Origin of the sequence: Cupriavidus phytorum (genome assembly GCF_003254285.1) — a bacterium.
GTDB lineage: Bacteria > Pseudomonadota > Gammaproteobacteria > Burkholderiales > Burkholderiaceae > Cupriavidus > Cupriavidus phytorum.
In genome coordinates this window covers 112,673-137,814 of sequence record NZ_QKZN01000007.1, presented here as the reverse complement: position 1 = coordinate 137,814, position 25,142 = coordinate 112,673, and the positions used below count along the sequence as shown (strand labels likewise).

General features: G+C 63.7%; 20 protein-coding genes. 7 read left to right on the top strand and 13 right to left on the bottom strand.

Going from position 1 to position 25,142, the window contains the following annotated elements; translation table 11 throughout:
• The 3 genes from C7416_RS18845 (at position 1) to C7416_RS18835 (ending at position 3,319) form a co-directional block, all read left to right on the top strand.
• The gene (locus tag C7416_RS18845; RefSeq protein ID WP_240988269.1) at positions 1-1,536 is read left to right on the top strand and encodes an efflux transporter outer membrane subunit; all 1,536 of its coding nucleotides are present in this window, start codon (positions 1-3) and stop codon (positions 1,534-1,536) included.
• 103 nt (positions 1,537-1,639) lie between these two features.
• Entirely contained in the window at positions 1,640-2,761 is a 1,122-nt protein-coding gene (locus C7416_RS18840; protein ID WP_111520336.1) for a YbhB/YbcL family Raf kinase inhibitor-like protein, read from the top strand.
• A 90-nt stretch (positions 2,762-2,851) separates the two neighbouring features.
• Positions 2,852-3,319, top strand: a complete 468-nt coding sequence (locus C7416_RS18835; protein WP_111520335.1) for a DUF2127 domain-containing protein — start codon at positions 2,852-2,854, stop codon at positions 3,317-3,319.
• Here C7416_RS18835 and C7416_RS18830 read toward each other — a convergent pair.
• Positions 3,271-5,082 carry an ExeM/NucH family extracellular endonuclease gene (locus tag C7416_RS18830; RefSeq protein WP_111520334.1) on the bottom strand — a complete coding sequence of 604 codons (1,812 nt, stop codon included), beginning with the start codon at positions 5,080-5,082 and terminating at the stop codon, positions 3,271-3,273. The genes C7416_RS18835 and C7416_RS18830 overlap by 49 nt on opposite strands.
• Positions 5,083-5,236: 154 nt before the next feature.
• Here C7416_RS18830 and C7416_RS18825 point away from each other — a divergent pair, with 154 nt between their 5' ends.
• Both C7416_RS18825 and C7416_RS18820 read left to right on the top strand, forming a co-directional pair.
• A complete protein-coding gene (locus C7416_RS18825; protein ID WP_026164392.1) occupies positions 5,237-5,527 on the top strand; it encodes an antibiotic biosynthesis monooxygenase family protein in 291 nt (96 codons plus the stop codon).
• An 8-nt stretch (positions 5,528-5,535) separates the two neighbouring features.
• Positions 5,536-6,174 carry a CDP-alcohol phosphatidyltransferase family protein gene (locus tag C7416_RS18820; protein WP_111520333.1) on the top strand — a complete coding sequence of 213 codons (639 nt, stop codon included), beginning with the start codon at positions 5,536-5,538 and terminating at the stop codon, positions 6,172-6,174.
• A 63-nt stretch (positions 6,175-6,237) separates the two neighbouring features.
• Here C7416_RS18820 and C7416_RS18815 read toward each other — a convergent pair whose 3' ends face one another.
• Both C7416_RS18815 and C7416_RS18810 read right to left on the bottom strand, forming a co-directional pair.
• Positions 6,238-7,542 (bottom strand): MFS transporter, encoded by a 1,305-nt coding sequence (locus tag C7416_RS18815; protein ID WP_111520332.1) that lies wholly within the window; start codon positions 7,540-7,542, stop codon positions 6,238-6,240.
• Positions 7,543-7,651: 109 nt separating this feature from the next.
• A complete protein-coding gene (locus C7416_RS18810; protein ID WP_111520331.1) occupies positions 7,652-8,245 on the bottom strand; it encodes a TetR/AcrR family transcriptional regulator in 594 nt (197 codons plus the stop codon).
• Positions 8,246-8,522: 277 nt separating this feature from the next.
• On the opposite strand from C7416_RS18810, the gene C7416_RS18805 reads away from it, so the two are divergent.
• A complete protein-coding gene (locus tag C7416_RS18805) occupies positions 8,523-9,863 on the top strand; it encodes an MFS transporter (RefSeq protein WP_111520330.1) in 1,341 nt (446 codons plus the stop codon).
• A 24-nt stretch (positions 9,864-9,887) separates the two neighbouring features.
• Here the strand turns inward: C7416_RS18805 and C7416_RS18800 are convergent, their stop codons facing one another.
• Entirely contained in the window at positions 9,888-11,726 is a 1,839-nt protein-coding gene (locus C7416_RS18800; RefSeq protein WP_181461271.1) for a bifunctional metallophosphatase/5'-nucleotidase, read from the bottom strand.
• Between the two features lie 129 nt (positions 11,727-11,855).
• Here C7416_RS18800 and C7416_RS18795 point away from each other — a divergent pair, with 129 nt between their 5' ends.
• The gene (locus tag C7416_RS18795) at positions 11,856-12,287 is read left to right on the top strand and encodes a hypothetical protein (protein ID WP_240988270.1); all 432 of its coding nucleotides are present in this window, start codon (positions 11,856-11,858) and stop codon (positions 12,285-12,287) included.
• Between the two features lie 193 nt (positions 12,288-12,480).
• Here the strand turns inward: C7416_RS18795 and C7416_RS18790 are convergent, their stop codons facing one another.
• From C7416_RS18790 to tssK, 9 genes are all read right to left on the bottom strand, one after another.
• Positions 12,481-13,416: a hypothetical protein gene (locus C7416_RS18790; protein ID WP_111520328.1), complete on the bottom strand. Its 936-nt coding sequence runs from the start codon at positions 13,414-13,416 to the stop codon at positions 12,481-12,483.
• Positions 13,417-13,525: 109 nt separating this feature from the next.
• Positions 13,526-14,605, bottom strand: a complete 1,080-nt coding sequence (locus C7416_RS18785; protein ID WP_111520491.1) for an Imm71 family immunity protein — start codon at positions 14,603-14,605, stop codon at positions 13,526-13,528.
• Between the two features lie 382 nt (positions 14,606-14,987).
• On the bottom strand, positions 14,988-16,010 hold the full coding sequence (locus C7416_RS18780; protein WP_240988272.1) for a PoNe immunity protein domain-containing protein: 1,023 nt from the start codon (positions 16,008-16,010) through the stop codon (positions 14,988-14,990).
• Between the two features lie 117 nt (positions 16,011-16,127).
• On the bottom strand, positions 16,128-17,093 hold the full coding sequence (locus C7416_RS28995) for a hypothetical protein (protein WP_146604294.1): 966 nt from the start codon (positions 17,091-17,093) through the stop codon (positions 16,128-16,130).
• 103 nt (positions 17,094-17,196) lie between these two features.
• Positions 17,197-18,291 carry a PoNe immunity protein domain-containing protein gene (locus C7416_RS18775; protein WP_111520327.1) on the bottom strand — a complete coding sequence of 365 codons (1,095 nt, stop codon included), beginning with the start codon at positions 18,289-18,291 and terminating at the stop codon, positions 17,197-17,199.
• Between the two features lie 9 nt (positions 18,292-18,300).
• Complete coding sequence (locus C7416_RS28990) at positions 18,301-20,052, bottom strand: hypothetical protein (protein WP_146604293.1); 1,752 nt, start codon at positions 20,050-20,052, stop codon at positions 18,301-18,303.
• Positions 20,053-20,054: 2 nt separating this feature from the next.
• Positions 20,055-22,889 carry a type VI secretion system Vgr family protein gene (locus tag C7416_RS18770; protein WP_240988273.1) on the bottom strand — a complete coding sequence of 945 codons (2,835 nt, stop codon included), beginning with the start codon at positions 22,887-22,889 and terminating at the stop codon, positions 20,055-20,057.
• Positions 22,890-22,967: 78 nt separating this feature from the next.
• The gene (gene icmH, locus C7416_RS18765) at positions 22,968-23,762 is read right to left on the bottom strand and encodes a type IVB secretion system protein IcmH/DotU (protein ID WP_111520326.1); all 795 of its coding nucleotides are present in this window, start codon (positions 23,760-23,762) and stop codon (positions 22,968-22,970) included.
• On the bottom strand, positions 23,759-25,105 hold the full coding sequence (tssK, locus tag C7416_RS18760; protein WP_018007532.1) for a type VI secretion system baseplate subunit TssK: 1,347 nt from the start codon (positions 25,103-25,105) through the stop codon (positions 23,759-23,761). The genes icmH and tssK overlap by 4 nt, the downstream gene beginning before the upstream one ends.
• Positions 25,106-25,142 lie beyond the last annotated feature (37 nt).

Below are 25,142 nucleotides of genomic sequence, written 5' to 3'. Positions count from 1 at the left end.
ATGAATGCCCCTGCAATGTCGACAACAAACTACTGGTTGCCGAAACTGGCGACGCTGGCCGCCGCGCTGATCCTGGCCGGCTGCTCGCTCGCACCGACCTACAAGGTGCCGGAGACGGCCACCGTGCCGGCCTTCAAGGAAGCCGAGGCGGCCCAGGCCGAAGGCGCGCAATGGAAGACCGCGACGCCGGCCGAGGGCCAGCATCGCGGCGAATGGTGGAAGATCTTCGGCGACGCCGAACTGGACCGCCTGATCGCCGCTGCGGGCGAATCCAACCAGGATCTCGCCATCGCCGCGGCCCGCCTGAGGCAGGCGCGCGCCTTTACCGGCGCGACCGAGGCGGACCTCTATCCTCAGCTGAGCGTGGGGCTGGACCCGACCCGCTCGCAGCCGTCGGCGGCGTCGCAAGGCCTGCCCGACGGCACCCGCGTGCCGCCGCAGACGGTGCTGAAGGCGCGCGCCTTCGCCAGCTATGAGCTGGACCTGTTCGGCCGCGTCGCGTCCAGCGTCAATGCCGCCCGCGCCGAAGGCGAGGCCGCCGAAGACCTGTACCGCTCGGTGCAGCTGGCGCTGCAGGCCGACGTGGCGCAGGCGTATTTCGCGCTGCGCACGCTGGACAGCGAGCGCGAGCTGCTCAACGCCACCATCAGGCTGCGCGAGGATGCGCTGTCGCTGCTGAAGAAGCGCTATGACGCCGGGGAAACCACCGACCTCGATCCCGCCCGCGCCGAAGCCGAACTCGGCACCGCGCGCGCGGACCTGGCCGGCATCGAGCGTCGCCGCGCCAACCAGGAGCATGCGCTGGCGGTGCTGACCGGGGTGCCGCCGGCGGCGTTCTCGCTGCCGTCCAGGCCGTTCGATGCCGCGCCGGTGGCGATCCCGGCCGGGCTGCCGTCCGAGCTGCTGGAGCGGCGCCCGGATATCGCCGCGGCGGAGCGCCAGATGGCGGCGGCCAACGCACGCATCGGCGTGGCCAAGGCGGCGTTTTTCCCGCGCATCACGCTGACCGGGTTGTTCGGCTTTGAATCGGCCGACCTGTCCAACCTGTTCAAGTGGTCCTCGCGCACCTGGATGCTGGGCCCGCTGATCGGCTCCAGCATCGCGCAGACCGTGTTCGACGGGGGCCGCAACAGCGCCAACCTGGCCGGTGCCCGCGCCGCGCACGAGGAAACGGTGGCAAGCTATCGCCAGACCGTGCTGGTCGCCTTCCGCGAGGTGGAAGACAGCCTCGCGGACGTGCGCTGGCTCAGCCAGCAGGCCGGCGCGCTGGACAGCGCACTCGGCGGCGCCAGGCGTGCGGCGCGGATTTCGCGCAGCCGCTATGACGCGGGCGCGGTCGACTACCTGACGGTGATCGATGCCGACCGTACCGTGCTGCAGTCGCAGCGCGAGGCCAACCAGGTTGCCGGGCTGCGCGCGGCCGCCACGGTATCGCTGGTGCGCCGTCTGGGCGGCGGCTGGGGCCCGCTGCCGGCAACGGTGGCCACGGCGCCGGCGCCTGCCGCCGAGGGCGCCGCCACCCCGGTGGCGCGCTAAGCCACGCACGGGACTGGCGCGATGCCGGGCAGTCACTACACTGTAAGCATCGCGCCATGCGCAAGGGATGCACGGGTGCGTCCCGGTTGCGTCCGGTCCCGCCATGCTTGTCCGACACAGGAAACTGCTCTGGGGGTTCGTCTTTGCCGCGCTCACCGTGGGCGCGCTGGTGGCGCCGCTGCCGGGGCTGGAGCGCACCGCCATCCATGACGAGGTGGTGATCGCGCGCCCGCCTGCGCAGGTCTTCGACTATGTCGCGACGCCGCGGCACTGGCCCGCCTGGCATCCGGCCTCGCTCGGCGTGGCGGGCGCCACCGATCATCCGCTCGAGCGCGGCGAACGCGTCGCCGAGACCTTCATGCTGGCGCGGCGCGGAGGCGTGGTGGTCTGGACCGTGATCGAAAGCCAGCGGCCGCGCACGTGGTCGATCGAAGGCGTGGCCGACGGGCGCCGCGTCGGCACCATCACCTACCGGCTGACGCCCGCCATCAACGCCTCGCTGACGCCGACGGCGGAGCGCACGCGCTTCGAGCGCGTATTCCACTACCGCTCGCCGACGCTGCTGTTTGCGCTGATCAATCACCTGATGCTGCGTGATCAGTTGCAGGCCGAGTCCACCGAAGCCGTGCGGCGGCTCAAGGCGTTGCTCGAGACCGAGCCGCCGCCATCGCAGCGCGGCGCCTTGCGCGCGGCACCGATCCGGCCTAAGTTGGAGCCATTGCGCATTGCGTCCAGGGAGGCCCGTATGCCGTTCCAGTTGCAATCGACCGCATTTGCCCCGGGCGGCGCGATCCCCGCACAGCACACCTGCGAAGGCGCCGATATTTCTCCGCCGCTGGCCTGGAGCGGGCTGCCGGCCGGCACGGCTAGCCTGGCGCTGATCGTCGACGACCCGGACGCGCCCGACCCTGCCGCCCCTAAGATGACCTGGGTCCACTGGGTGCTCTACAACCTGCCGGCAAACGCCGCCGCGCTTCCCGCCGACATCGCCACTGCCGGGCTGCCGGCCGGCACGCGCGACGGGCTCAACGACTGGCACCGCACAGGCTACGGCGGCCCGTGTCCGCCGATCGGGCGGCACCGCTATGTCTTCAAGCTCTACGCGCTGGATGTGGCGCTGCCGGACATTGGCCAGCCGGACAAGCCAGCCCTGGAGCGGGCGATGCAAGGCCACATCCTGGCCAAGGCGGAACTGATCGGCACTTACCAGAAGTCGAAACGGTAGCCGGGCACGCGCACGGCTCGCCGAGCCCTTGCGTTTGCCGATATTGCACAATACCGGCTTTGCAGATCTTGCATCGACCGGAGATACCGCATGGCAAAGCAGGGCGCACTGGGCCTCAGGAGCATTGCGTTGTTCGAGGCCGCCAAGGGGCTGCTGGTGATCGTGGCCGGACTGGGCCTGGCCGCACTGCTGCATCGCGATGCCCAGGCCCTGGCCGAAGCCATCATCCAGCGCTGGCATGTCAATCCGGCCAGCCGCTATCCCACCATCTTCCTGTCATTGCTCGAGCATCCCGACAATGCGCGCCTGTGGGCCATCGGCGGATCCGCCGCGGTCTATGCGCTGATGCGCTTTGCCGAAGCCTACGGGCTGTGGCGCGGGCTGGCGTGGGGCAACTGGCTCGGCGTTTGGTCGGGCGGCATCTACATCCCGCTGGAACTGTACGAGGCGCTGGTCCACCCCAGCTGGCTGCATGGCGCGCTGGCCGCGGCCAACCTGCTGGTGGTGCTCTACCTGGCGCGCGGGCTGCTGGCGAAATCGACTACCAGGGGGTCGTGATCGGAAGACCGGTACGGGTCGGGCGCATAGAAGGCCGGCGCGGCGCCGGAGCCCGGGGCCGTGGCATAGGAGAAGGCCGCAGGCTCGTCGGCATTGATATGCCACGCATGCAAGGCCACCACATGCGCGGCGGCCAAGGGGTCGGCGAGCACATGGTCAAGGTAGCCAGCCTGCGCGGCGTAGACGTAGCTGTAGGCGTGCGGGCCGGCAAAGCGCGCGACCAGGTCGGCGTAGCCGTGTTGCGCCAGCAGGCGTATCGGGTCCTCCATCGCATAGCTGTTCAGGTCGCCGATCACCAGCACGCCGGCGTCGGCGATGCCGGTCGGCGCGGTGCCCAGCCAGCGCGCAAGGGTCTCGGCGGCCTGCACGCGCGCGGGATTCCAGCAGCCCTGGCCGTCGCGCTGGTCGGCTTGCGCGCCGGCGGCCTCGATGCAGTTCTTGGACTTGAAATGATTGACCACCACCGTCACCGGTGCGCCACCCGTAGCTGCACGGAAGGTGGCCGCGAGCGGCTGGCGGCTGCGCTCGCCCAGCCATGTGGTGGCCACCCGGCCGGCGGGCAGCGCGGTGCGGGCGTTGTACAGCAGCCCGACCGCGATGGCGTCGGTGCCGAGCGCGGGGGTGCCGGGATTCGCCACGCGCCAGTCCGGCCCCAGCATCGCGGCCAACTGGCGGATCGCGCTGGTCGGGCCATAGCCATTGTTCTGGACTTCCATCAGGCCGATCACGTCGGCGTCCAGGCCGCGTAGCGCGGCCACCAGCTTGGCCTGTTGCCGTGCCAGCGCCGCAGTGTCCGGCGCGCCGCGGTTGTCGGGCGCATCCAGGCCACCGCCGTGGCCATCGCCATTGAAGTAGTTCTGCAGGTTGAAGGCCGCCACGCGCAGCGCGGTGGCGGGATGCCGCGGCGGTGCCGCGGGGCGCGGGTTGGCGTGCTGGTAGGCCGGTGCGCCGGCACCGCGTACCGGCTGCAGCCGCCATTGTCCGTGGCGCCGCTCCAGTACGCCCTGCACGCCGGTGACGGTATCGCCGGCGCGTACCGGATGCGCTGGCGAGAGTCGCGGGGGCGGGTAGGGCACCACGGCAGGAAACTGGCGTGTCGAGCCATCGTCGAGCAACAAGCGGTTGCGTGCGTTGGCCGCCGTGGCTTGCCGCGCAGCCGGCCCCGGCAGTGCCTGTTGCGTGGGCGCGATGGGGCGCCCGTGGCTCAGCACCAAGGTGCCATAACGGCCGAGTTCGTGGACATCGCTGACGGTCAGTGTCTGCGGCAGCCGTACCAGCATGCCCTCCATGGCCGCCAAGTCGGATTCGCCGGCAAGCGGCAGCGTCAGCGTTTGCGGCGTGACGGACAGCCCCCGTGCGCAAACGACTGGCGAGCCTGACAGCACCAGTTGCGTTTGTCCGAATTTTTCTTCGATCTTTCCGGACACGCGCACCATGTCGCCGACATCGGCCCGGGCGCGCGGTGCGTAGACAAAGAGCCCTTCCGAAAGACCGGGTCGACGCAGGCGCTGCGCATCCGCTGTCTGCAGGAAGAAGCCGCGCAGGCCGCCGTCGCCGCTGAAGTCCGCCGTGACGATGGCCTGGACTTCGACCGTGCGGCCTGCAAGCGGCGAGACCTGGCCGGTGCTGCGGATATCGGCAAGCGCGGTCGCGGGGCTGCCGCATGGCTGCATTGCAGCATCCGCGCCGGACGGATACCCCATCAGGCAAGCCAGGGACAGGGCGGACAGCGCAATGCTGCATTCAGGCCGGGGCAGACGCATGGCGGTTTCGGCAGGTGTTGGCGAGGTGGACGATGCTAACCCCCGCTTGTAACGGAATGCTTGCCGCGGGCATGTGACGCCGCGATCGTGCTAAGGTAGTAGAGACCCGCCGGTACCCGACCGGCGCCGGCATCCACCTCATCGCCACGACGACATGATCAAGGAAATCGCGCAAATCACCATCAAGCCCGGCATGGACAAGCAGTTCGAGCAAGGCGTAAGCCAGGCCACGCCGCTGTTCCTGCGCTCGCACGGCTGCCACGGGGTGCAGCTGTTCCGCTCGATCGAGCAGCCGGAACAGTACACGCTGGTGGTGGACTGGGAAACCGTCGACGACCATATGGTCCTGTTCCGTGAATCGCCCGAGTTCCAGCAATGGCGCGGGCTGGTGGCGGAAACCTTCGCCGCGCCGCCCAACGTGCACCACGTGTCCAAGGTCCTGTAAGCCGTGCCATGAACACCCGCCCCGAACGCCCCCGCCATTTCTCGATGCTGCGCGAACTGCAGCTGGCCGATGTCTTTACGCTCGGCAACGCGGCCTGCGGCATGGGGTCGGTGTTCTTCGCGATGTTTTACGTGGCCGACCAGCAACTGTCGCATTTCTATACGGCCGCGGCGCTTGCGCCGCTGGCCTTTATTTTTGACGTGCTGGATGGCCGCATCGCGCGCTGGCGCCACGCGCATTCGGCATTGGGACGCGAGCTGGACTCACTGGCCGACGTGATCTCGTTCGGCGTCGGCCCCGCCACGCTGGCCTTTGCCGCCGGCATGCGCGGCGGCTGGGACCTGGCGGTGCTGATTTACTTTGTCTGCTGCGGCGTCAGCCGGCTGGCGCGCTTCAACGTCACCGCCGAATCGCTGGCGGCCGGCAGCGACAGCGGCAAGGTGGCGTACTTCGAAGGCACGCCCATCCCCACCAGCGTGCTGCTGACCGCCGTGCTGGCGTGGTGCGCCTCGCAGGGGCTGCTGGGTGCCGAACTGCCTGGCGGTGCGTGGGTGCTTGGTCCCGCCGTGCTGCATCCGCTGGTGCTGCTGTTCGCGCTGTCTGGCACGCTGATGGTCAGCAAGACCTTGCGCATACCGAAATTCTGAGTGGCCGGCGCCGCGGCGCCGGCGTTCTCTCGCTTCGACGCAGTCTCGCATTGCAGGCGCCGCTCAGGCGCGTGCGGCCTCCGTTGCCGTCACCGCACGCTGGCGGCTGACCATCAGCGCCATCAATGCCGCCACCAGGCAGGCCGCCCCTGCCGCGTACAGCGCCGGCGTATAAGTCAGCAGCAGCGTGCGGCTCAGGCCCGCGCCGAACGCCGCCACCGCCGCGCCGATCTGGTGCGCAGCGAAAATCCAGCCGAACACCATCGGCGCGCGCTCGCGCCCGAACGCCGTGGCCGCCAGCTTGACCGTCGGCGGCACCGTGGCGATCCAGTCGAGACCGTAGAACATCGCAAAGATCGACAGCCCGTACAGCGTGAAGGTGGAGTGCGGCAGCCAGAACAGCGACAGGCCGCGCAGCGCGTAGTACCAGAACAGCAGCTTGCGGCTGTCGTAGCGGTCGGAGAGCCAGCCCGACAGGATGGTGCCAACAAAGTCGAACGCGCCCATCATGGCCAGTGCCGACGCCGCCGGCACCGGGCCCATGCCGAAGTCGCCGCACAGTGCGATGAAATGCGTCTGGATCAGGCCGTTGGTGCTCAGGCCGCAGATGAAGAACGTGCCCGCCAGCACCCAGAACGCCTGGGTACGCGACGCGTCGCGCAGCACACGGAACGGGCCGCTCAGCGCGAACGGCGTAGCAGGCTGGGGTGCGGGCGGCACGGGCGCGCTGGCCGGCACTTCGCCGAATGCCGCCAGGCCCACGTCGGCGGGCCGGCTGCGCATCAGCCCGAAAACCAGCAGCGCCAGCGCCGCGCACGCAACCAGCACCGGCAGCACGGCTACGCGCCAGCCCATATGCTCGATCAGCCAGGCCGCCACCGGCAGGAATGCAAGCTGCCCGGTGGCCGCGCTGGCGGTCAGGATGCCCATCACCAGGCCGCGCCGCGCGCTGAACCAGCGGTTGGCAACGATGGCCGCCAGCACCAGCGCCGTCAGTCCAGAGCCGACGCCCAGCATCAGACCCCATGCCACAAAGAGCTGCCACAACTCGGTCGACACCGTGGCCAGCGCCATGCCGCCGGCAATCAGCGCCAGCGCTGCGCAGACCACGTTGCGCACGCCGAAGCGATCCATCAGCAGCGCCGAGAAGGGCGCCATCAGCCCGAACAGGGCAAAGCGGAACGCCAGGATCGAAGAGATCTGGTCGGTGTTCCAGCCCATCTCCCGGCTCAGCGGCTGCAGGAAGGCCCCGGGCAGGCCAAGCGCGGCCGAAGTGGTGAGCATCACCAGGAAGGTCAGGGCGGCGATCAGCCACGCGTAGTGGATGCCGCGCCGGTCGAGCCGGCGGGAAAGGGCGTGGGCGAACATGGGGCTCTCGAGGTCTCGGTTTCGGTGCGGGTCGGAAAGGGCAAAGGAAGGGCATCCCGCTGCGTTCGGCCGCGGGTTGTCGGTCAGTCTTCAAAAAAAGCTGGGGGTACTAGGCGGTGCTGTCCAGCAGGTGGGCCCGCACCGCGTTCAGCATCTCGTCGGAGAGCGGATCGCCTTCGGTGGCGCGCGCGAGTGTGAGGGCGCCGACCAGCAACGCCATGCGCACCAGCGCCTGGTCGTGGCGTTCCTGCGGATCGTCGGACGCCACGGTCTGCGCCATGCCATCGATCATGGTTCGCAGCCCTTCCGCATAGGCCTGGCGCACCGGTTTGCCGGCGGGCTCGCGGGCGACATCGACAGCCAGCGCGGCGGCCGCGCAGCCGACGCCGGGATTGGCGCAATGCGCGGTGGTCAGGTAGGGCTCGACCAGGTTGGCGAGCATGGCCTTGCGGTCGCCGCCGGCGCGCGCGAGGCGGCGCTCCCAGCGCGCGGTCGACTCCTCGAACGCGCGCTTGCAGGCCTGCGCAGCGAGCGCGTCCTTCGAGGCAAAGTGGCCGTAGAAGCCGCCATGGGTCAGGCCGGCGCCGGCCATCAGCTCCGCCACGCTGACCCCGTTCAGGCCGCGCTCGCGGAACAGCCGCGACGACGCTTGTTCGATCGCCTCGCGATTCTTGTCGGTTTGCTCGCGTGATGCGCGTGCCATCTTTAGACCTCGCTGGGAAGTGGGCTTTCGCAAAGCTTAGATGATGCGCATCATTTATTCAATAGATGTTGAGCATCATCTAATCTGTCTTGTTCGAAGGTAATGTGCATACATATGAATGCGTCTTCAGCAAGGTGAAGGGTTTTCCCGTATCGTCTTGCCTGATGATCGCCTCGGCCCGCAGTGCGCCTCCGCACCGCCGAAACCGGCCTGGCGGCAACCGGTAAAGACAGTGTCCAGCACAGCCCCCCTCCAGACCGCCTCCGCGGCCGACGCCATGACCTCGCGCGAGCGGCGCGGCATGGCCGCCATCCTGATTGCCGTCGCCCTTGCCACCCTCGATACCGCCATCGCCAATACCGCGTTGCCATCGATTGCCGCGGACCTGCGCGCCACCCCGGCAGCCTCGGTGTGGGTGATCAACGCCTACCAGCTGGCGATGGTGGCAACGCTGCTGCCGTTCGCGGCTCTCGGCGGCGTGGTCGGCCACCGGCGCATCTACCTGGGCGGCGTGCTGCTGTTCACGGCCGCATCGGTGGTGTGCGCGCTGGCGTGGTCGCTGCCGACGCTGGCGGCGGCGCGGGTGCTGCAAGGCATCGGCGCGGCGGCCATCATGAGCGTCAACACGGCGCTGATCAGCGCGATCTTTCCCACGCACCGGCTGGGCCGCGGGCTGGGGCTGAATGCGCTGGTGGTCGGCGTTTCGTTCGCGGTGGGGCCGACGGTGGCGTCGGTGATCCTGTCGTTCGGCACATGGCCGTGGCTGTTCGCCGTCAACCTTCCGATCGGCCTGCTGGCGCTGGCGATCGGGCGCGGTTCGCTGCCGCAGACGGCACGCAGCACGCATGGTTTCGACCGCGTGGCAGCGGTGCTCAGCGTGATTGCCTTTGCCGCGCTGGTCCTCGCGCTGGGCGAGGGCGGGCAGCGCGCGCCGCTGCACTTGTCGCTGGCCGCGGCCGGCGTCTTCGTAGTGGCGTTCGGGCTGCTGCTGTGGCGCGAGCGCGGCCATCCGGCGCCGATGCTGCCGGTGGACCTGTTCCGGCGGCCGATGTTCGCGCTGTCGACGCTGACCGCGGTGTGTTCGTTCGCGGCGCAGGGCCTGGCCTTTGTGTCGCTGCCGTTCTACTTCCAGCACGTGCTGGGCCGAGGGCAGGTGGAGACCGGCTTCCTGCTGACGCCATGGTCCGTGGTGGTGGCGCTGATCGGGCCGCTGGCCGGGCGCCTGTCCGACCGCTATCCGCCCGCCGTGCTCGGCGGCGTGGGCCTGGCCGTGCTCAGTGCCGGCATGCTGTCGCTGGCGCTGCTGCCAGCCAACCCCAGCGCGTTAGATATCGGCATCCGCATGTGCCTGTGCGGCGCCGGGTTTGGCTTCTTCCAGTCGCCCAATCTCAAGGCCTTGATGACCAGCGCCCCGCGCGAGCGCAGTGGCGGCGCCAGCGGCGTGGTGGCCACGGCCCGGCTGCTGGGGCAGGCCACGGGCGCGGCACTGGTGGCATTGTGCTTCGGCATCGGCGGCGACCACGGGCCGGGCCTGGCGCTGGCATTGGGCGCGGCGTTCGCTGGCGCCGGTGCCGTGGCCAGTTGGATGCGGCTGGCCGCTGACACGCCACGATCATAGCGGCGGAGGCCGCCGTTCGCTCCTTCAGTTCAGGCGCGTGATCCGGTTCGGTGTGCCGGGACTGACCGGGGATTTCGCCCTGAAATAAGCTTCGAAGACATCGATATCCACGGGGCCGGCCTGCTGGTTCGTGCCCTGCTTCAGTACTGTGAAGTTGTCGCCGCCGGAGGCCATGAAGTTGTTCACCGTGACTCGGTAGGTCTTGGCTGGGTCGATGGCGACGCCGTTGAGCCGCAGCGATGCCGGGTCGACGCGATTGCCCTGTCCCGCGGCGGCGCCTGCCGGCTTGCTCGCGTCCCAGGTATAGCTAAAGCCGCTGGAAACCTGCAGCACGCGACCGCCTGCAGGTTGCGGCGCTTCCCATTGCTGTTCCAGCAGGCGCAGGATCTGCGCGCCGGTCAGGTCCATCGTCACCATGCTGTTGCCGAAAGGCATGACGGCATAGAGCTGCCCGAACGTGGTCTGGCCATTGGTGGCGGCGTCGTACGTCAGGTTCTGGCGCAGCCCGCCCGGATTGGTGAAGGCGATCACCGCCGGCCCGAACGACGCATCCGACGTGCCGGCCAGGTAGGCGTCCGCCACCAGGTCGCCCAGTGCCGACTCGCCCGCCGCAGTCTGGGTGCGATCGATACTCGCGGTAATCGCGCCCACCACCGCGTTCTTGATCGGCGCGGTCAGTTCCACGTAACGGCTGACCATGGCGTCGACCGCGCTGTCCTTCGGCAGCGCCGTATAGCCGGCAGGCAGCGGGATCGGCTTGCCCTGGCTGTCCTTGATCACCAGATCGTTGACCGCCACGCGGTTGTTCGCCAGCTTGGAGGAGACCCGGCGCGTGGCCGGATCGATGGTGATATCGATTTCCGTGGCCAGCCGGCCGTAGAAGCCCGTCTGCGTCAGCAGCTTGCCGTCCGGTCGGGTGCAGACATATTCCTGATGGGTGTGGCCGCTGATCACGATATCCACGGCGGGATCGAGCTTGTCGACGATCGACACGATGGCACCGTTCAGTCCCGGGCAGCTCTTGTCATTCACCGTGCCCGCCGTGGTCGATCCGCCTTCATGCAGCAACACCACGATCGCATTGACGTTCTGCTGGCGCAGTTCCGGAATCAGCCTGTTGACCGTATCCGCCTCGGACTCGAACGTCAGGCCCGCCGTGCCCGCGGGTGTCACCACCGACGGCGTGTCCTTCAGCGTCATGCCGATAAACGCCACCTTGGCCCAGTCGAAGGTCTTGATCTGGTATGCCGGCAGCAGCGGCTTGCCGGTCGCCTGGTCGATGACATTGGCGGCCAGGTACTTGAACTTCGCCCCGGCGTAGGCGCCGTTGGTCATGCACGTATCCACGCCGACAATGCCGCGCCGGCCGTCGGCCGACCGCGGAAAGCAGCCCCCGTTCTGCAGCCGCAGCAGCTCATCGCGGCCCTTGTCGAACTCATGATTGCCCACCGACGAGATCTCCAGCCCCATCTGGCCCAGCACATCGATGGCCGGCTCCTCATGGAACGCCCCGGAAACCAGCGGCGAAGCGCCGACCATGTCGCCGGCAGCCACCACCACGTTGTTCGGATTCTTCGCCTTCAGGGTCTGGATCAGCGCGGCCAGGTACGCGGCACCGCCCGCCGACACCCGAGTACCAGCCGGGTTGGCGGCATCCTGCACCATCACGCTACCGCCCGGCGCTTCCAGATTGCCGTGGAAATCATTAAGACCGATGATCTTGACCGATACCGGAGCATCTGCGACCGGAGCGGGGCTTGACGGCGCCGAAGCGCCCTCATCATTCCCGGAACCGCAGGCGGCAACGATGCCTGCAAGAGCGAGCGCACCCAGGCTCGCGACGAGATACCGTTTGCGTGTCATGTGGCCATTCCTTTGGGAAGCGGCTGCAGGCAGCCACTCTATGGGCCCATCGTGACTCCTTCATGACGCGGGGATGTCATGCCATGGCGCTAACCTGAAGCGCCATCAAACGCCATGCACCGAATGCCAATGCATCCCAACCCGATTGCCTGCGCACTGGCCGTGTGCGCGGGCATTGCCCAAGCCGCCACTACCGAACTGCCGCCAGCCGTGGCGCAGGCAAGCCGGCATGCCATGGCGGCTTGCCAGGAGTACATGCATGACGACGCCGACGAATACCGCTCCTGCATCGACGCCATCGCCCGCGAGATTCCGCGCGGCCGTCAGGATACGACGGCGCGGTTGCTCGGGCATTACTACTATGCGTGGGTCGGGGCCAATAGTTCGGCGCGTTTGTCGCTGCCGGGGGCCGAGGCGGCGGCGCGGGTCTATCTGCGGGAATTTCGGGCGCTGCAGCGCAAGCTGGGGGTGGATGACAAGACGCTGTGCAAGGCGGTGGAGGGGGATTGTGGGCAGAGGGTGGGGGTGATTGAGAAGATGGAGCGGGAGAGGGGGCGGTGAAATGCTCGAGGAATGGCTGCGCGCGATAGTTGCACGCGGATCATTCGCTGTACGCGCGAAGCAAGTCGCGTATCTCTTCCTTGGTCAATTGGCCCGAGCCGAGCACAGCTGAAAAATCAGCCTTCCCTAGTGGACAGCGCGTGAGCAGCGCATGCAGGCTATCCTGATCGAAGGGGCGTTGCAGTGAGCGGGACTAGCCAGAGTTTTTCCGTTGTCCGGCTTCACAACGCATGTGATAGGTTTGGTCCTCGGCACCTTGAGTCGATATGGGTGCCGGATCGATAAAGAACCACGTTGTATCCATTGCCTCGGTGACAGGCGACCCCTGGGCCACCGCTTCATACGCTTCGGCCATTTCGTCATCGAATCCGGCAAAGGGATTATCTGTCTCCAGTCCGATGATACGATAGGCCGGCTGCATTGGCTGGCCGTGTACGCCGAAGGCCAAACTGAAATCTTTCACGCCATCGAGCCATTGCTTGGGCACCCAAACTCCGCTTCGAGGGCATGCATGTCCTGGGGCGGTGGTCAAAATTTGGTCGATGGTGTGGCGAGGATAAACGGAGGGTTTAGGAAGGAGACCTTGCCTGTTTAGAAGCTCGATTGCCTCTGTGCTGTCACCGGCATGGCTGTCGTCGCGGTTCAAGTAAACCTGGTCGGCACCGATATTCATTCGCTGCAGCCAAAGGCTGCCCTTGCCGCGGTTATTGTCAAGTGTGGTAGCTGCGGTGCCGCAGGCATAGATCACCTTTTGGATGGCAAGGTCCCAGCGTGATCGCTCCTCATCCGACATCCAGCCAAGCGGCTGTTCAATCATGCCGCGAAAATCGGTCGACGGTGCCTCGATCAGATCAAGGAGCGACATGTAATCGCCGCCAAGTTCAACGAACCGGATGCCTCGTCTGATGCTACTCGCATGGGAGCGATAACGTGCTACCCAGTAGTCTAGCGCTGCTGCACCGTGTACGTCGTTATCGGTGATCAGGGAGTCATAGAGGTGGGCGAAGTCCTCGCACAGGCGCGCGCAACACTCATAGTAGGCGAGCGAACTGGTTTGATACAGGAACCAAGCATCCTGGTCGAGATTTCGCTGCGCGACTGGATAGTGTTTCAGGTTGGTGGAACTCATTAAATATCGTCAGGAACGCTGGCTTGTGCGCGGGCGGGGCGTTCGCCCTTGTACCCCAGACCGCACGCAGTTTCGGGACTTGCCTCGTATTCCTGAATCAATGAAGCGTCTAATCGGAGGCAAAAACCCACCGGGTCGAGCGGCCTCGATGCATAGGAAGTTTTTCGCCGGCTTGCACGACGATGCTCACGGAGAGGTCATCTTCTGGAAGCCAACGTCCCGCTTTTGGGGCGGGCTGGCCTGTTTCGAACCAAATCATGGTGCTATCCGTTTCGCTTGTCGCGGACGAATCATCTGTAGCTCCATTTGGCTTCTGGAAGACATACTCGTCTTCCTCCGCAGGGATTGAACCATCTTCGTAGCGCGTATCCTTCCATAGCAGACGCCAGGTTACAGGTTCTGAAAAACTCTCATCCTGATGTTCGTACCTCGATGCTGGGGCTGGCGATCCTGCGTGCAAGTAGTTCATACATCCGCTGATCGGGAATGGTCCTTTGGGCTCTTCCTTTTTCTTGAATAGCGAAAATCCAACTGATTTCGGAACCTCAACAGGTTCCCATATGCCGGAATAAGGAATGGTGTTTCCGGTTGAAATGAGCAATGGTACCTTTGGGTCAGGTACATCGACTAGGAAATTGGGGAAATGCATGCTGGCGAGTTGATCTCGCAGCCAGCTGCCAAAACTATATGGCGCGGCGTCATCAAGCCATTTGCTTTCAAGTATGTCGGAACACTCTCCCCAGGCCTCCGAGAGATCTTTAAAGGTATTGAGGAAACTAGTCGCCCCAGGACTGCTAGGCTCCTCGATCGCTGGTTGTTCTCGCCAATCAACACGAACCAGGTAATTTCCCCAATACGATCGAGGCCGATCTGCCAGTGAAAAGAGGCCGTTAACGTCATATTTAAATACTAGCTTGTCTCCAGCTTTAAGTCGAAGTACCGCATCCTCAAAGTGGGCAAGCCCTTCCAGAGCGTCGATATAGTGAGATTCGGTAATTTGTGAAGAATGCTCCTTACCCGATTCACTAGCCAGTTTTCTACATTTTTCGATGGCGAAAGTCCAGGCCTCGTAGTATCCAAGAATGCGCTTCCATGCTGTGTATGAACTGATTCGCTTGAGCCAATGAAAGAGTTTTCGCCGTTCATCGTCGTTTGGAAAGTGGATATTGCTGGACTGGGCCGATCTCATGATCGTCACAAATACTCGCAGGGTTCCTTTTGCCGTTCTTTCCTGCTCACTACCCGCAGGATTACGCTTGTGCGAATGTACGTTGGACAGCGCAACTTCAGAAGGGCGCGCTGCGGCGGGGCCAGGCGCGCCTAGGCGGTGCCATTCGCGGGGTGTCTTGGGCACGAGGCACCGGTTGCGTCGACCTGAGTTTGCAATGGGCGCGCAGAAGACATACGAAATGCTGCCCCGATCATGCTGGTGTACTTGCCTACGCGCCATTTGCTGGAAGGGCAGCGTACCTTGGCCGCGCGTGATGCTACCCTGAGCACCGCGCGCGACGACCGCGTCTGCTGAGCGCACGGCTTCAGAGTCATTGATTGCTTCTCGGTATGGCCTTTCGTCAGAGTTTTGGATCTGCCTGGTCGATGTCCCATTGCCATATTGTGCTGCCATAGTCGGACGAAACATCGGGCATGATCTCGCCCTGTAGGAAATACCGCCGGGTTCCGCTTTTTGCGGGAGTCATCCAGTAGCCAGCCTTCGGACAAGGCTGCCCGCCTTCGCAGCGTAGGCCAGCCGCTGCCGTCACATTCCCTGTGCCCTCTAGTTCTTGGTGTGCTTTTGCCCAGGCGACAAGATCCTTGGGATAATAAAGGTAGGAGTGAAGGCAGCTGTCGTCCTTAATATCAAGCAAAAGGACTGCCGCCGCGGCTTCGAATGACCAATATCCATAGTAACCACCCGTCCGACCCTGGGCATCCGGCTTGTGTGCGTTGTGCCAAGGAGCCCCTGCGAGATCTTTATACCAACGTTTAAGGAATTTCTGCAGATGTCTTAGTGCATCTTCATTGTCGGTGCTATCCATTGCATCGGCCAATGATTCAAATGGCTTGGTTGCGAGCAATGTGTCGCTCTCATAGCGATCCATAGGCGCGTACGAGAGAAATTCCTCGATCAGGAAATCAGCGCCAACATTTGCTTCGTCTGGTCCGTCCAAAAGTTCAGCAACTCTCGGGAGTAGGTCTCGTCGATGCAGCAAGAAGCAGAGGCTTATCAAGCCAAGACAATGGCAATATCCATCGAAAGAATCAATCTGAAAACCGATCGCATTTGGGTCTTCGTAATACATACGGAGTTGCTTGGTGGCGCGTTCATACGCCACCACGACCCTCTCCAGCTCGGCACGCATGGGCTCGATGGGCTCCCCGCCTGTATATTTCAAGACCAGGAGATTAAATAAGTCAAAAGCCACCATGCGATATGAGATCAGCCAACCCTCCGCCGTGGAGCTTCCAGAGCCGGCCGGCATCGATTCGAACAATTCTATGCCCTTTGGAATTTCCTCCAGAGAGCGCTGATAGTTGAATTCGCTCAGAAACTGCTGGCGACGTTTTTCGTGAAAATTCAAAGATTGCGTCATCATCTTTTGCGTGCCACACCGGTCAACCCCTGCCGACCATCAGCGAGTTTTTGAATCTGATTATCAGTCCATTCTCGAGTTACCTGGTGGCCAGAGTGCATGGATACATCGACCTTTTTGTCAGCCAAGTGTTTGAGAAGTGCTTGAGCATGGCTGACCGCTTGAGGAACAGAGAAAAAAAGAACGTGTCGTGTATAGCCTTTTGATGATAATGGTTCTAGCCAGCAGAGGGTTCCTTACGGCATTCGCAATGCGGGCTTCAATCCAGTCTTTACTCATTGGCGTTCGGGATGGACGCCCGGCGTTGGCCGCTGCTGTACCACTTCGGGATCGTGAAGCGGGCTGTTTTCTTTGTTTCCGGCCTGATCGGGAACTCGAACTGCTTTGTGCATCTATTCCTGTCTTATCGCTCAAGTCCCGAAGTAATGAGGCTAACGTTTTGGTAGGGTCGTAGCTGGCCTTCGCCTCAATAATCGCGTACGGCTTGTGGCCGTTCGAGTTCCAAACCGCGTCGATGCCGCGACCCCGAACTTTGAGCGGCCACAACTGCACCAGTTCAGAATCGTCATTTAGCTTGGCCAGGTTTTTTTGCCCATTGTCGTGTTTGGCTCGCACACCCCAACGTCTAACTTCTTGACAATGGTAGTCCGCCATGTGCTCGCCGAGCACTCCGAGGGACTTCTGCTTCAATTGTCCAAGGGTGCGCCGTGCCAGCTCTGACGACTTCGTTTGATTCGCATGCGTTGTGTCGTTAGCGTCGGCCCTGGTCTTGGTTCCGCCCTTGGCGTCGGTGTGCGGCTTGGCTGGCGGGGTGGTCTTGTTTGGCTTGATCGCAGGAGCTTCGGCTGAAGTCTTCCGACCGCGCGTAAGCCACCCATCTACCTCCCGCTTAAAGGCACCAAACTGCTTTGCGAGGTTATTCCGGATGCCGTCCAACTGACGTTGGGAACTCGGACTCAATTGACGCCTAAGAGTGGGGTTATTAAGCATTTCATCGAGCAGCTTCTGGAGCTTGGTCGGATCCAGCATTTCGCGGAGAAACTTTTCCGGATCGCCCTTTCCAAATTTGCGTATCAGATCCAGCAAACTGTCAATGCTGGCTGTACCGCTCTTTATCGCACGCAGAAATGGGATTAAGTGTTGCCATTCGTTACTTGAGGGATGCCATCGGGTTGGTGCGGAATTCTGACTAGCTGCCGTCAGACTGGTCCATATCCCATTGCCATATCGTTGCACCGAAGTCGCTATCCTCGAAGTCCGGCATCATCTCGTCCTTCGCAAACCAACGCCGACTATTTATTTTTGCCGGTGTCATCCACCACCCCGCTTGTGGACACGGTTGGCCCGAATCGCAGCGTAGCCGACTAAGAGGGTAATCGTTTGAATCAAGGGGTGTACTGAAATCGCTGGTGACAATATTTTTCTCGCGAAGCTGCCTGCCGTAGGCTACGAGATCCTTGGGGTACACCATATGATCGATGCCGCTGTCATCAATATCTAACAGATAGCTCGTCGCGCCAGCTTCGAAAGCCCAATATCCATAATAAAACGATTCATCATTTTGGATTTTCTTGTGTCCATCGTACCATCGGGCGCCGTCCTGGTATCGGTACCAAGCTTTCAGGTAATGTTTTATTAGTCGAATTGATTCCGTGGGATCTTGTTGAAAGTATGCTTCGACGAGGGTCGCGTACGGCTCCGCGAAGATCACTTCGTCCATGTCGTCCTGTGGATCCGGGACGAAGTCGACGATCAACTGCTCGTACAAGGCATCGCGATAGCGGTTGCTTGCCATCGCTGCAATGATTCTCTTGATAGAGCGTCCGTCACGGATGAGGATGGCAATGCTTAAGAGTTGTAATGCATTTTCGTATTCGATCTGGTTGAAGAAGTCAACCGAGCAAATTGTCAGTTCAGTGTCACCGCGGTCCTTGAACTTCTCTTTCAGGTAAAGGCGGTACGGGATATTGAGTTCGTTCCATCGGCAAAACTCTTCAACTATCGAGGCGAATTGCCTTGCAAGATGGTCGAGATCGGTTCCGGCAGTGTAGTCGAGCATCCATAGCCAAAACATCTCCTCGTAGAGGCCGCCTTGCGCATCCCGAAGATAGCCAGGATGCGGATGGTTCTGCTTGAGCCGAACGTTATCCTTGCAGGCTTCTATGCCTTCAATCAGTCGAGCCCTAACGTTCTCATACAGAGGGTCGTACAAGAATTGTTGACGGCGAGAATTCTTCAAAGAAGCCGCCGACGGCAAGAGAGAGGGTCGTTTCCTTTCTACCATGAAAGTGCTCTAGGGGTTCCGTCTTGTGCTTGATCTTCGCCCGGAGGGCGTGCCCGATGTTTGTCTTCCTCGATTGCGCGTGCCGGCTAGTTTTTGCTCGCGCTCGAAGATGTCGTTGAGCTCATCATGCTCGTGATATGAGAACTGGTCTGATAATCCGTGTGTCGGCTTGTGTTCGTCGTGTAATGCTAGGTCGTACACGTCACCGCCCGATAAAGTGATGGCGCCGATCTTCGCACTTGCGGCGACATGATCAATAATGCCAGGAGAAACCCCTTTTTCTAGGCTTTGGCCTGGCCTGGGTACGTAGCCCTTCGGAGGGCTGGCACTCGGAATGGCGAAGAATACATAGGTAAAGCGGTGTTCTTCATTTCCACGCAGCATCGATGGTGAGACGCTCCGCCGCAACCAAGGGCGGGACATTTGTAGACCCTTGCGCGGTTGCGATAGCATGCACCAAAGCGCATATTGACGCTCTGTCAGACCGGCCGGTGGCGGAATTTTTGCTGAGCGCTTCCCATCAGTTCTTTCACGCCAGCTTTCTGCTGCCTGTCCAAACAGTGCCCCGGCGGACTCACTGGCTTTTGCCTCAACAAAGTGGAAAACGTTTCCGCCCATCGACCATACCCCGTCAACCCCGCTTTGATTGACGCGCACCAAATGTTCGGGTATCAGTTCTGTGGGAGTAGCAGCCATATTCTGCTCAGTGACTAGGCGTTTCGGGCCTTTCCATTCTGCTCCCTTATGTCGCCCCTCCACCTTCCCATGCGGCCAAGCCTCGGGCGCATGTAATTTCATGTGGTAATAGTGTGCCATGTGCTCGCCAATCAGCCCCTTGTAACGGTTGCCGATGGCTTTCCAGGAGGCGCGGGTGACCCGGGTGGCCGTGGTCATTGGCCCACCGCCTCGTTCAACCTGTTGCCGATTGGTATCTCTCTGTTGTTTATGCTTCGCCTGCTGCTGCTCCGCCGGCGGTGTGGAACGACGTTGCGGAGGCGCATCGCTTCTTGCCGCAGGCGTCTGTCTTGATTGAGAACTGGAACGGGATGGCCCGCTGCTGCCGCGGGCCCCAGCTTTGCGGCTTGCGGGCGAAGCGGAAGATGACGCTGCGGCAACCGCGAGTTGTGCAACGCGATAGCCGTCCTCTCCAACCAGCTCAGTCACGAATTGACGTAACGCTCGAATCCCCTGCTGGATGCCGGTATGGAGCGGGCCACGGATAGACTTAAGACCGGGGCGCAAGTCCCCCGCAAGGCCCTCCAAGGAATCCGGGACCCACCACCTCGATTTTTCCAGTTCCGCCAGGAACTGGTCGCACGCGGTAAGGGCCGCGTCCATTTGCTGGATGGCCAGCTGAGTATTGCCGGCCCAATCAAGCGTCTTGATGAAAGTGATCGCCTTGCCCTTGGCTTTCCCAAGCATGGCGCTGATGAAAGCCTCTCCACGCATGGTTCCGCGCAAAGCGGCCCGCCGTTTCCATAGCGGTTTTACGATGGTCTTGAACAAACTGCCCAGTTCGGGCACGCAGCCAAAGGCGGCAAGCGACAGGTCTACCCAATCGTCTGTCTTACAGTTGTTGGCGCCCTTTTTGGAAACGCGGTAGATCATGCCGGACAAATCCCGGACGTCCAATACCTGGTCTGCGATCGGAATCAGGGAGATCAATCCTCCGACGATCATCGCAGCATTACCCGGTTCCTCCTCGAAGTCACCGAGCACCAAGTCCTTGCAAAACTTGCTGATATCGTCTGTCAGGCTCATGGTCAGCTCTTCTCGGCCGCGCGCAGGTCGCCAGCGGCCAGTCGCTCCAGTCGCTCGGCTTCGATTATTCGTTCCGCTTCTGGTTGCGCCTTCTTGTAGTCTGTCGATTTTTCGAGAGGTGGCGCCTTCCAGGGTCGCTCATCTTCACCAAACTCAACGTAGTAGGGCAAGTTTGGCACGCCTTCAACCCTTGCAAAGCCTTGTTTATCGAGCTTGCCTTCGCGAATCGTGTTGTCGCTGAAGACAATTTTGTAAGGTGCGCCTTCCACGGGCTCAAGATCGTCGTATTGGAAGTTGAGGTCGATGGCGTTGGACAGAGTTGAGGTGCCCACCGGCAGCGCCACCAACTCCGCCGGACTCCCCCCAGCCCCCACCAACGGATGCCCAGCCCCCTTCACCGACAACAACCCCGGCGTCTCAAACGTAATCGCATTCCCGTCCAGCACGATCCGTGACGAGCCGCCGTGCAGCACCACCTTCTTCTGCGCCAGCACCTCGATGCCGTCGGTCGATGAAGTCACCGTCACCGCCTTGTCCGCCATCACCGCCAGCGCATCGGTGTGGGCCTGGATGGAAACCGGTCCACCAGCCGCAATGGCGCGAATCCCGTTGGTCTGGCTGAACAGGCTCACGCCCTTGGCCGCGGCCGCGGCGACTGTGTTGCCGGCGCCGACATGCCAGTCGGCCTGTGCCAGGCCCAGCAGGTGGCGTCCGGCAAAGATGCTGGTGGTGGCCTGCGTGGCCAGCGCAATCGAGCTGGGCGATTCCGCGACAAGCCATGGTTGCCCGAAGTGCTCGGCAGCGGTGCCGGTATCCGGGCGCTTGGCGTCCTGCTCGTTGACGCGGTCCGGATAGCTGCCGTCCTGCTGCGGGTCGATGGCCTTGGTCAGCGGTTCGAAAGCGGCGATGGCTCCCAGCGGCAGCGCCTGCTGCGAGGTGGCGGCATCGGACAGGCGCTGTGCGGTACGCTCGGCGGCGGTGATTTGTCCGCGGGCTTCGCGGATGTCGAGCATGGTGCCTGCTGCCCTGGCCTGGACCGTGGTCGACAGCAGCAAGCCGTTGCCGGCGCGCACGATGGCCCAGGCGTCGGTGCGCAGTTCGGCGCCGGTGCCGCGCCAGGCGCCGCGTTCACCGCTGGCGGGGGCCTGCGCGATCACGTAGCCAAGGTTGAGCTGGGTGTCGGCGGCCGAGCTGGCCAGGCGCATGCGCAACTGGCCGGTGTTGTCATCGACCACCCACTGGTTGTAGCCGCCGTCGCCGAGGTTGTGCGAATGCCAGCCGGACAGCGCAGTGTTCAGCGGCGCCTGGGTGGCAGGCCAGGGCAGGGCATCCTGTTCGTTGTGCAGTTGCGCCACCACCATCGGGCGGTCGATATCGCCATCGAGGTAGGTCAGCATGACCTCGGTACCGGCGCGGGGCAGGTGATGCACGCCCCAGTTGGGACCGGCTGCGGCAGTGGCCACGCGCACCCAGGCGGTGACCTGGGTCAGGTCGTCCTGGGCCGGGTCGGCGGCGGTGTCGGCCCTGGGATCGGCCATCGGCGCGCGCAGCCAGGGCAGGCGCACGCGCACGCGGTGATCGCGCTCGGTGGTCAGCGGGGCGCCGCCTTCGGCGATGACGACGGCAGGCTGCCCTTCCGGTGCGGTGGGCTTGGGCGAGTACACCGGCACGATCGGGGCATCGGCGCGCACCGCTTCGAAGCGGTTGCGGTAGCTGCCGGCCTCGATGTCGGACAGGCCCAGCAGCAACGCTACCTCCGCCCCCAGGTTGTTGGCCGCTTCATGGCGCACGGCCAGCGTGACGAACTCGTTCGCGGCGCTGTCGAAGTGCCCGGTCAGCGAGAAGCGTTCGCCGGCGCCCAAGGCGCGGACGGTGCCTTCGCCGGCGTAGCGCAGGTAGCGGCTTTCATGCGCTTGCGCGCGCAGCTGCGCGGCGCGGCGGGCGGCATCGGCGTCGGGGAAGCGGTACGTGCCGCGCGTTTCGAAGGACTCCAGTGTGGGCCATTCGCCCAGACTTTCGCTGCCGGCGTCGGCGGCGGTGGCGGCCAGGGACTTGTAGTCCCATGAGGCCACGGTGACGGCGTTGGTGCCAGCGGCTGCCTGCAGCGACCAATGATCGATGGCATCTTCGCGCTCGGTGGCGTCGCTGCGGTGGAAGCGGATGCTGGGCTGCGCGCAGGCGGGGCGTTCGGCCTGGTTGTCGAAGATCACCAGGCAATGACGGGACTGGGCCTTGTCCTCCTGGCTGGATTGGTCGGCGTCGTCCTGTTGATGCTCGAAGCGATAAGACAGGCCTTCCTCCGCCAGCAGCCGCGTGACAAAGGCAAGATCCGTCTCGCGATACTGGCAGCAGACCGAGCGCTTGCGCAGCGGCTGGCTCACTGCCATGCGGTATTGGGCCAGCGGGTAGTCAGCCAGCACGTCTTCGACGACCTCCAGCGCGGTCTTGTCCTGGTAGACATAGCAATCGGTGCGCGCGCGCAGGTGATCGAACCAGGTGCCCACCGTCAGTCGGTAGCGCGCCAGCCCACCGTCGCCGCCGATGGCCGCGCAGTTTTGCACATAGCCGTGCCAGGCGCGGCAGGTGCCGTCGGCCAGCATCAGCCGCAGCGTGATTTCCTCGGTGGCCAGGCGCGCGGTATCCAGGTGTGCGGAGGGGCTCAGGCAATCGATCTGCAGCTGGAACGGTGCGCAGACACCCTCCTGTGCGACAAAGCGCTCCACTACCAGGTCGTCGGCGGTAAGCGCCGTCTCCAGCGTGATCTGGCGCGTGCGCTGGCCCAGCAGCCCGGACAGGGCGGCCATCGCGGATGACGGGTAAGAGGACAATGGCTTCATCGGAGCAGGGTCGCGCTAGAGGGTTCGGCATGCGGCCCTGGATACGGCAGGACCGCCTTCGATGGCATCAACGCGGCATCAGGGCAGCGAGATGGTCAGGTGCGAATAACGCGGCCCCAGCTTGATCACCTGCGAGTAGCCCTGCAGCGTGTTGCTGGTCTGCGAGCGCAGCGTGGTCGACAGCCCCAGGAAGGCCAGCAGTGCGATCAGTGCAAAGACGGCGCCGAAGATCCACAGTGGGGTTTCGCGCTTGAGCGCGTGCGAGATCTTGTCCGGGATCGGCCATTGCGGCGCAAAGGCGGCGCGCTTGCCCTTGATCGCCGAGATCTCGTCGCCCAGCCGCGCGGTCAGGTAGGCCAGTTTCTCGGGCCCTTCCAGGATGTACTTGCCGCGGAACCCCAGCAGCAGGCACATGTGGAAGACTTCCAGCGCCTGCAGGCGCGGCGCGCCGTGTGCGCGCAGTTCTTCCAGCTTGGTGAAGAAGCCTTCGCCGGCTAGTTGCTCGCCGAACAGCACCAGTTGCAGCGGCCGCCGCTCCCACGTGCTGCGGATGCTGAAGTTCGACGCCAGGATGGTTTCGTCGATGGCGGCGCAGAAAGCGTACTTGGCATCGAAGATGTCTTCGGCCGCCACGTTGAGCCGCTTGGCGCCGCGCTCGAAATCATCGAGGAAGTCGCGCACCTTCTGCAGGAACTCTTCGGCGCTGCCCGGCTGCTGGCCATTGCGCAGCAGGAACAGCATGAAAAAGCCATCGTAGAGCAGGTCCAGCAGCGTGCGGGCGTGCATGGCGCCGTCGGCCGAGCTTGCGGCGGCGGGAGAGGGCTGGCCGGCCGGCGAGGCGCCGAACAGCGAAGGCGTGGAGGTAGCGCTCATGAGGTCACCGCAATCAGTTCAAGTTTGAGTTCCCGGATGCCGGCCGGGGTGTAGATGGTGATGGTCTGCGCCTGCAGCATGCGGTCGTACAGCGCGCCGCGCGCCTCGATCGCGAAATAGCACGCGCCCGGACGTACCGGGATCGCGGGCGGCACCTGCGGCGTGTAGGTCAACGGCACGCCCGGCATCGACGACAGCACCAGCTTGTCCACATCGTCCGGGGCGCCAACCTTGAAGCGGCTGGGGATGGCCTCGACCAGTTCGGCCACGGGCATGTCCGCGCTCACCGACAGGTAGAAGCTGGTCTTGTCGTCGATCTTGCCGGAATCCAGGCGCCCCAGATGGAACGAAGGACGGGTCTCGTCCAGCGCGATCGAGAAGTAGCGCGTGGAGATAACGGTATCGAGCAGGTCGCGGATGATGCTGTCCAGCCGCGCAAAGACCGGGCCCGGACTGTCGTGGTCGTAGACCGGAAGATCGGCCAGCGTGTGGCTCTTCGAAAAGGTCATCAGCGCGCCGGCCAGGCGCAGCATTTCCTGGAACAACCGCTCGGGATGCAGTTCGGGATGGTGGAACAGGTGCGCCAGCGCAGCGAAAGAGGCGTTGGCAGTGTGCAGCAGCCAGAACGACGCGATATCGCCCGAGCGGAACTCGATGATGTTCTTGGTGGGTTCGCGATGGAAGCCGTACAGTGCATTGACCTTGGCCTGTAGCGCGTCGATCAGCCGCCGCAGGCGCAGGTACAGCACGGCCGACGCATTGATCGACAGGCTGGGAGCGACAAAGGTCTCGTCCAGTTCGAAGCCGCCGGTCGCGGTGCGCCGGATGCGCACGACCGGCAGGGAGATGAACTGGTCGCGCGGCTCGGTCTCGGCCACCAGCCGGACCGCCTTTTTCAGGTAAGTGATGGCGGCGGGCTCGGCTTCCGTGAACAGGTCCGAGGTTTCGGTCTGCAGGCCGACGTAGCGGGACGACAGCGACCCTTCCGCGTCGTCGCGGTAGTTGCCGCCGGCGTCGTGCAGCGGCTGCAGCGCCAGGTAGAAAGTCAGTTCCGAAGTGCCGGCGGGAATCGCGTCAAGCACCACGGGAGGTGGCAGCTCGTCGGCCTGAGGCGCGGAATACAGTTCGCCGTCGGGGAAAAACAGCGACAGCTCGGTCACGCGCAGCACCCCGCTGGCGAGCGCATCGGTGTCAAAACTGGCATTGCGCACGCCCCAGCCGTAGGGCTGGATTACTTGCGCGGTGGCGTGCAGGCGCGACTCATGGTATGCGTCCTGCCGCTGGAAATGCTGGGGCCGCAGGAACAGGCCTTCGCCCCACAGAATCTTGGCGGAATAACTCACGTTTGCCTTTGTTGTCCTTGTTGGTGCCTGGTCGGCT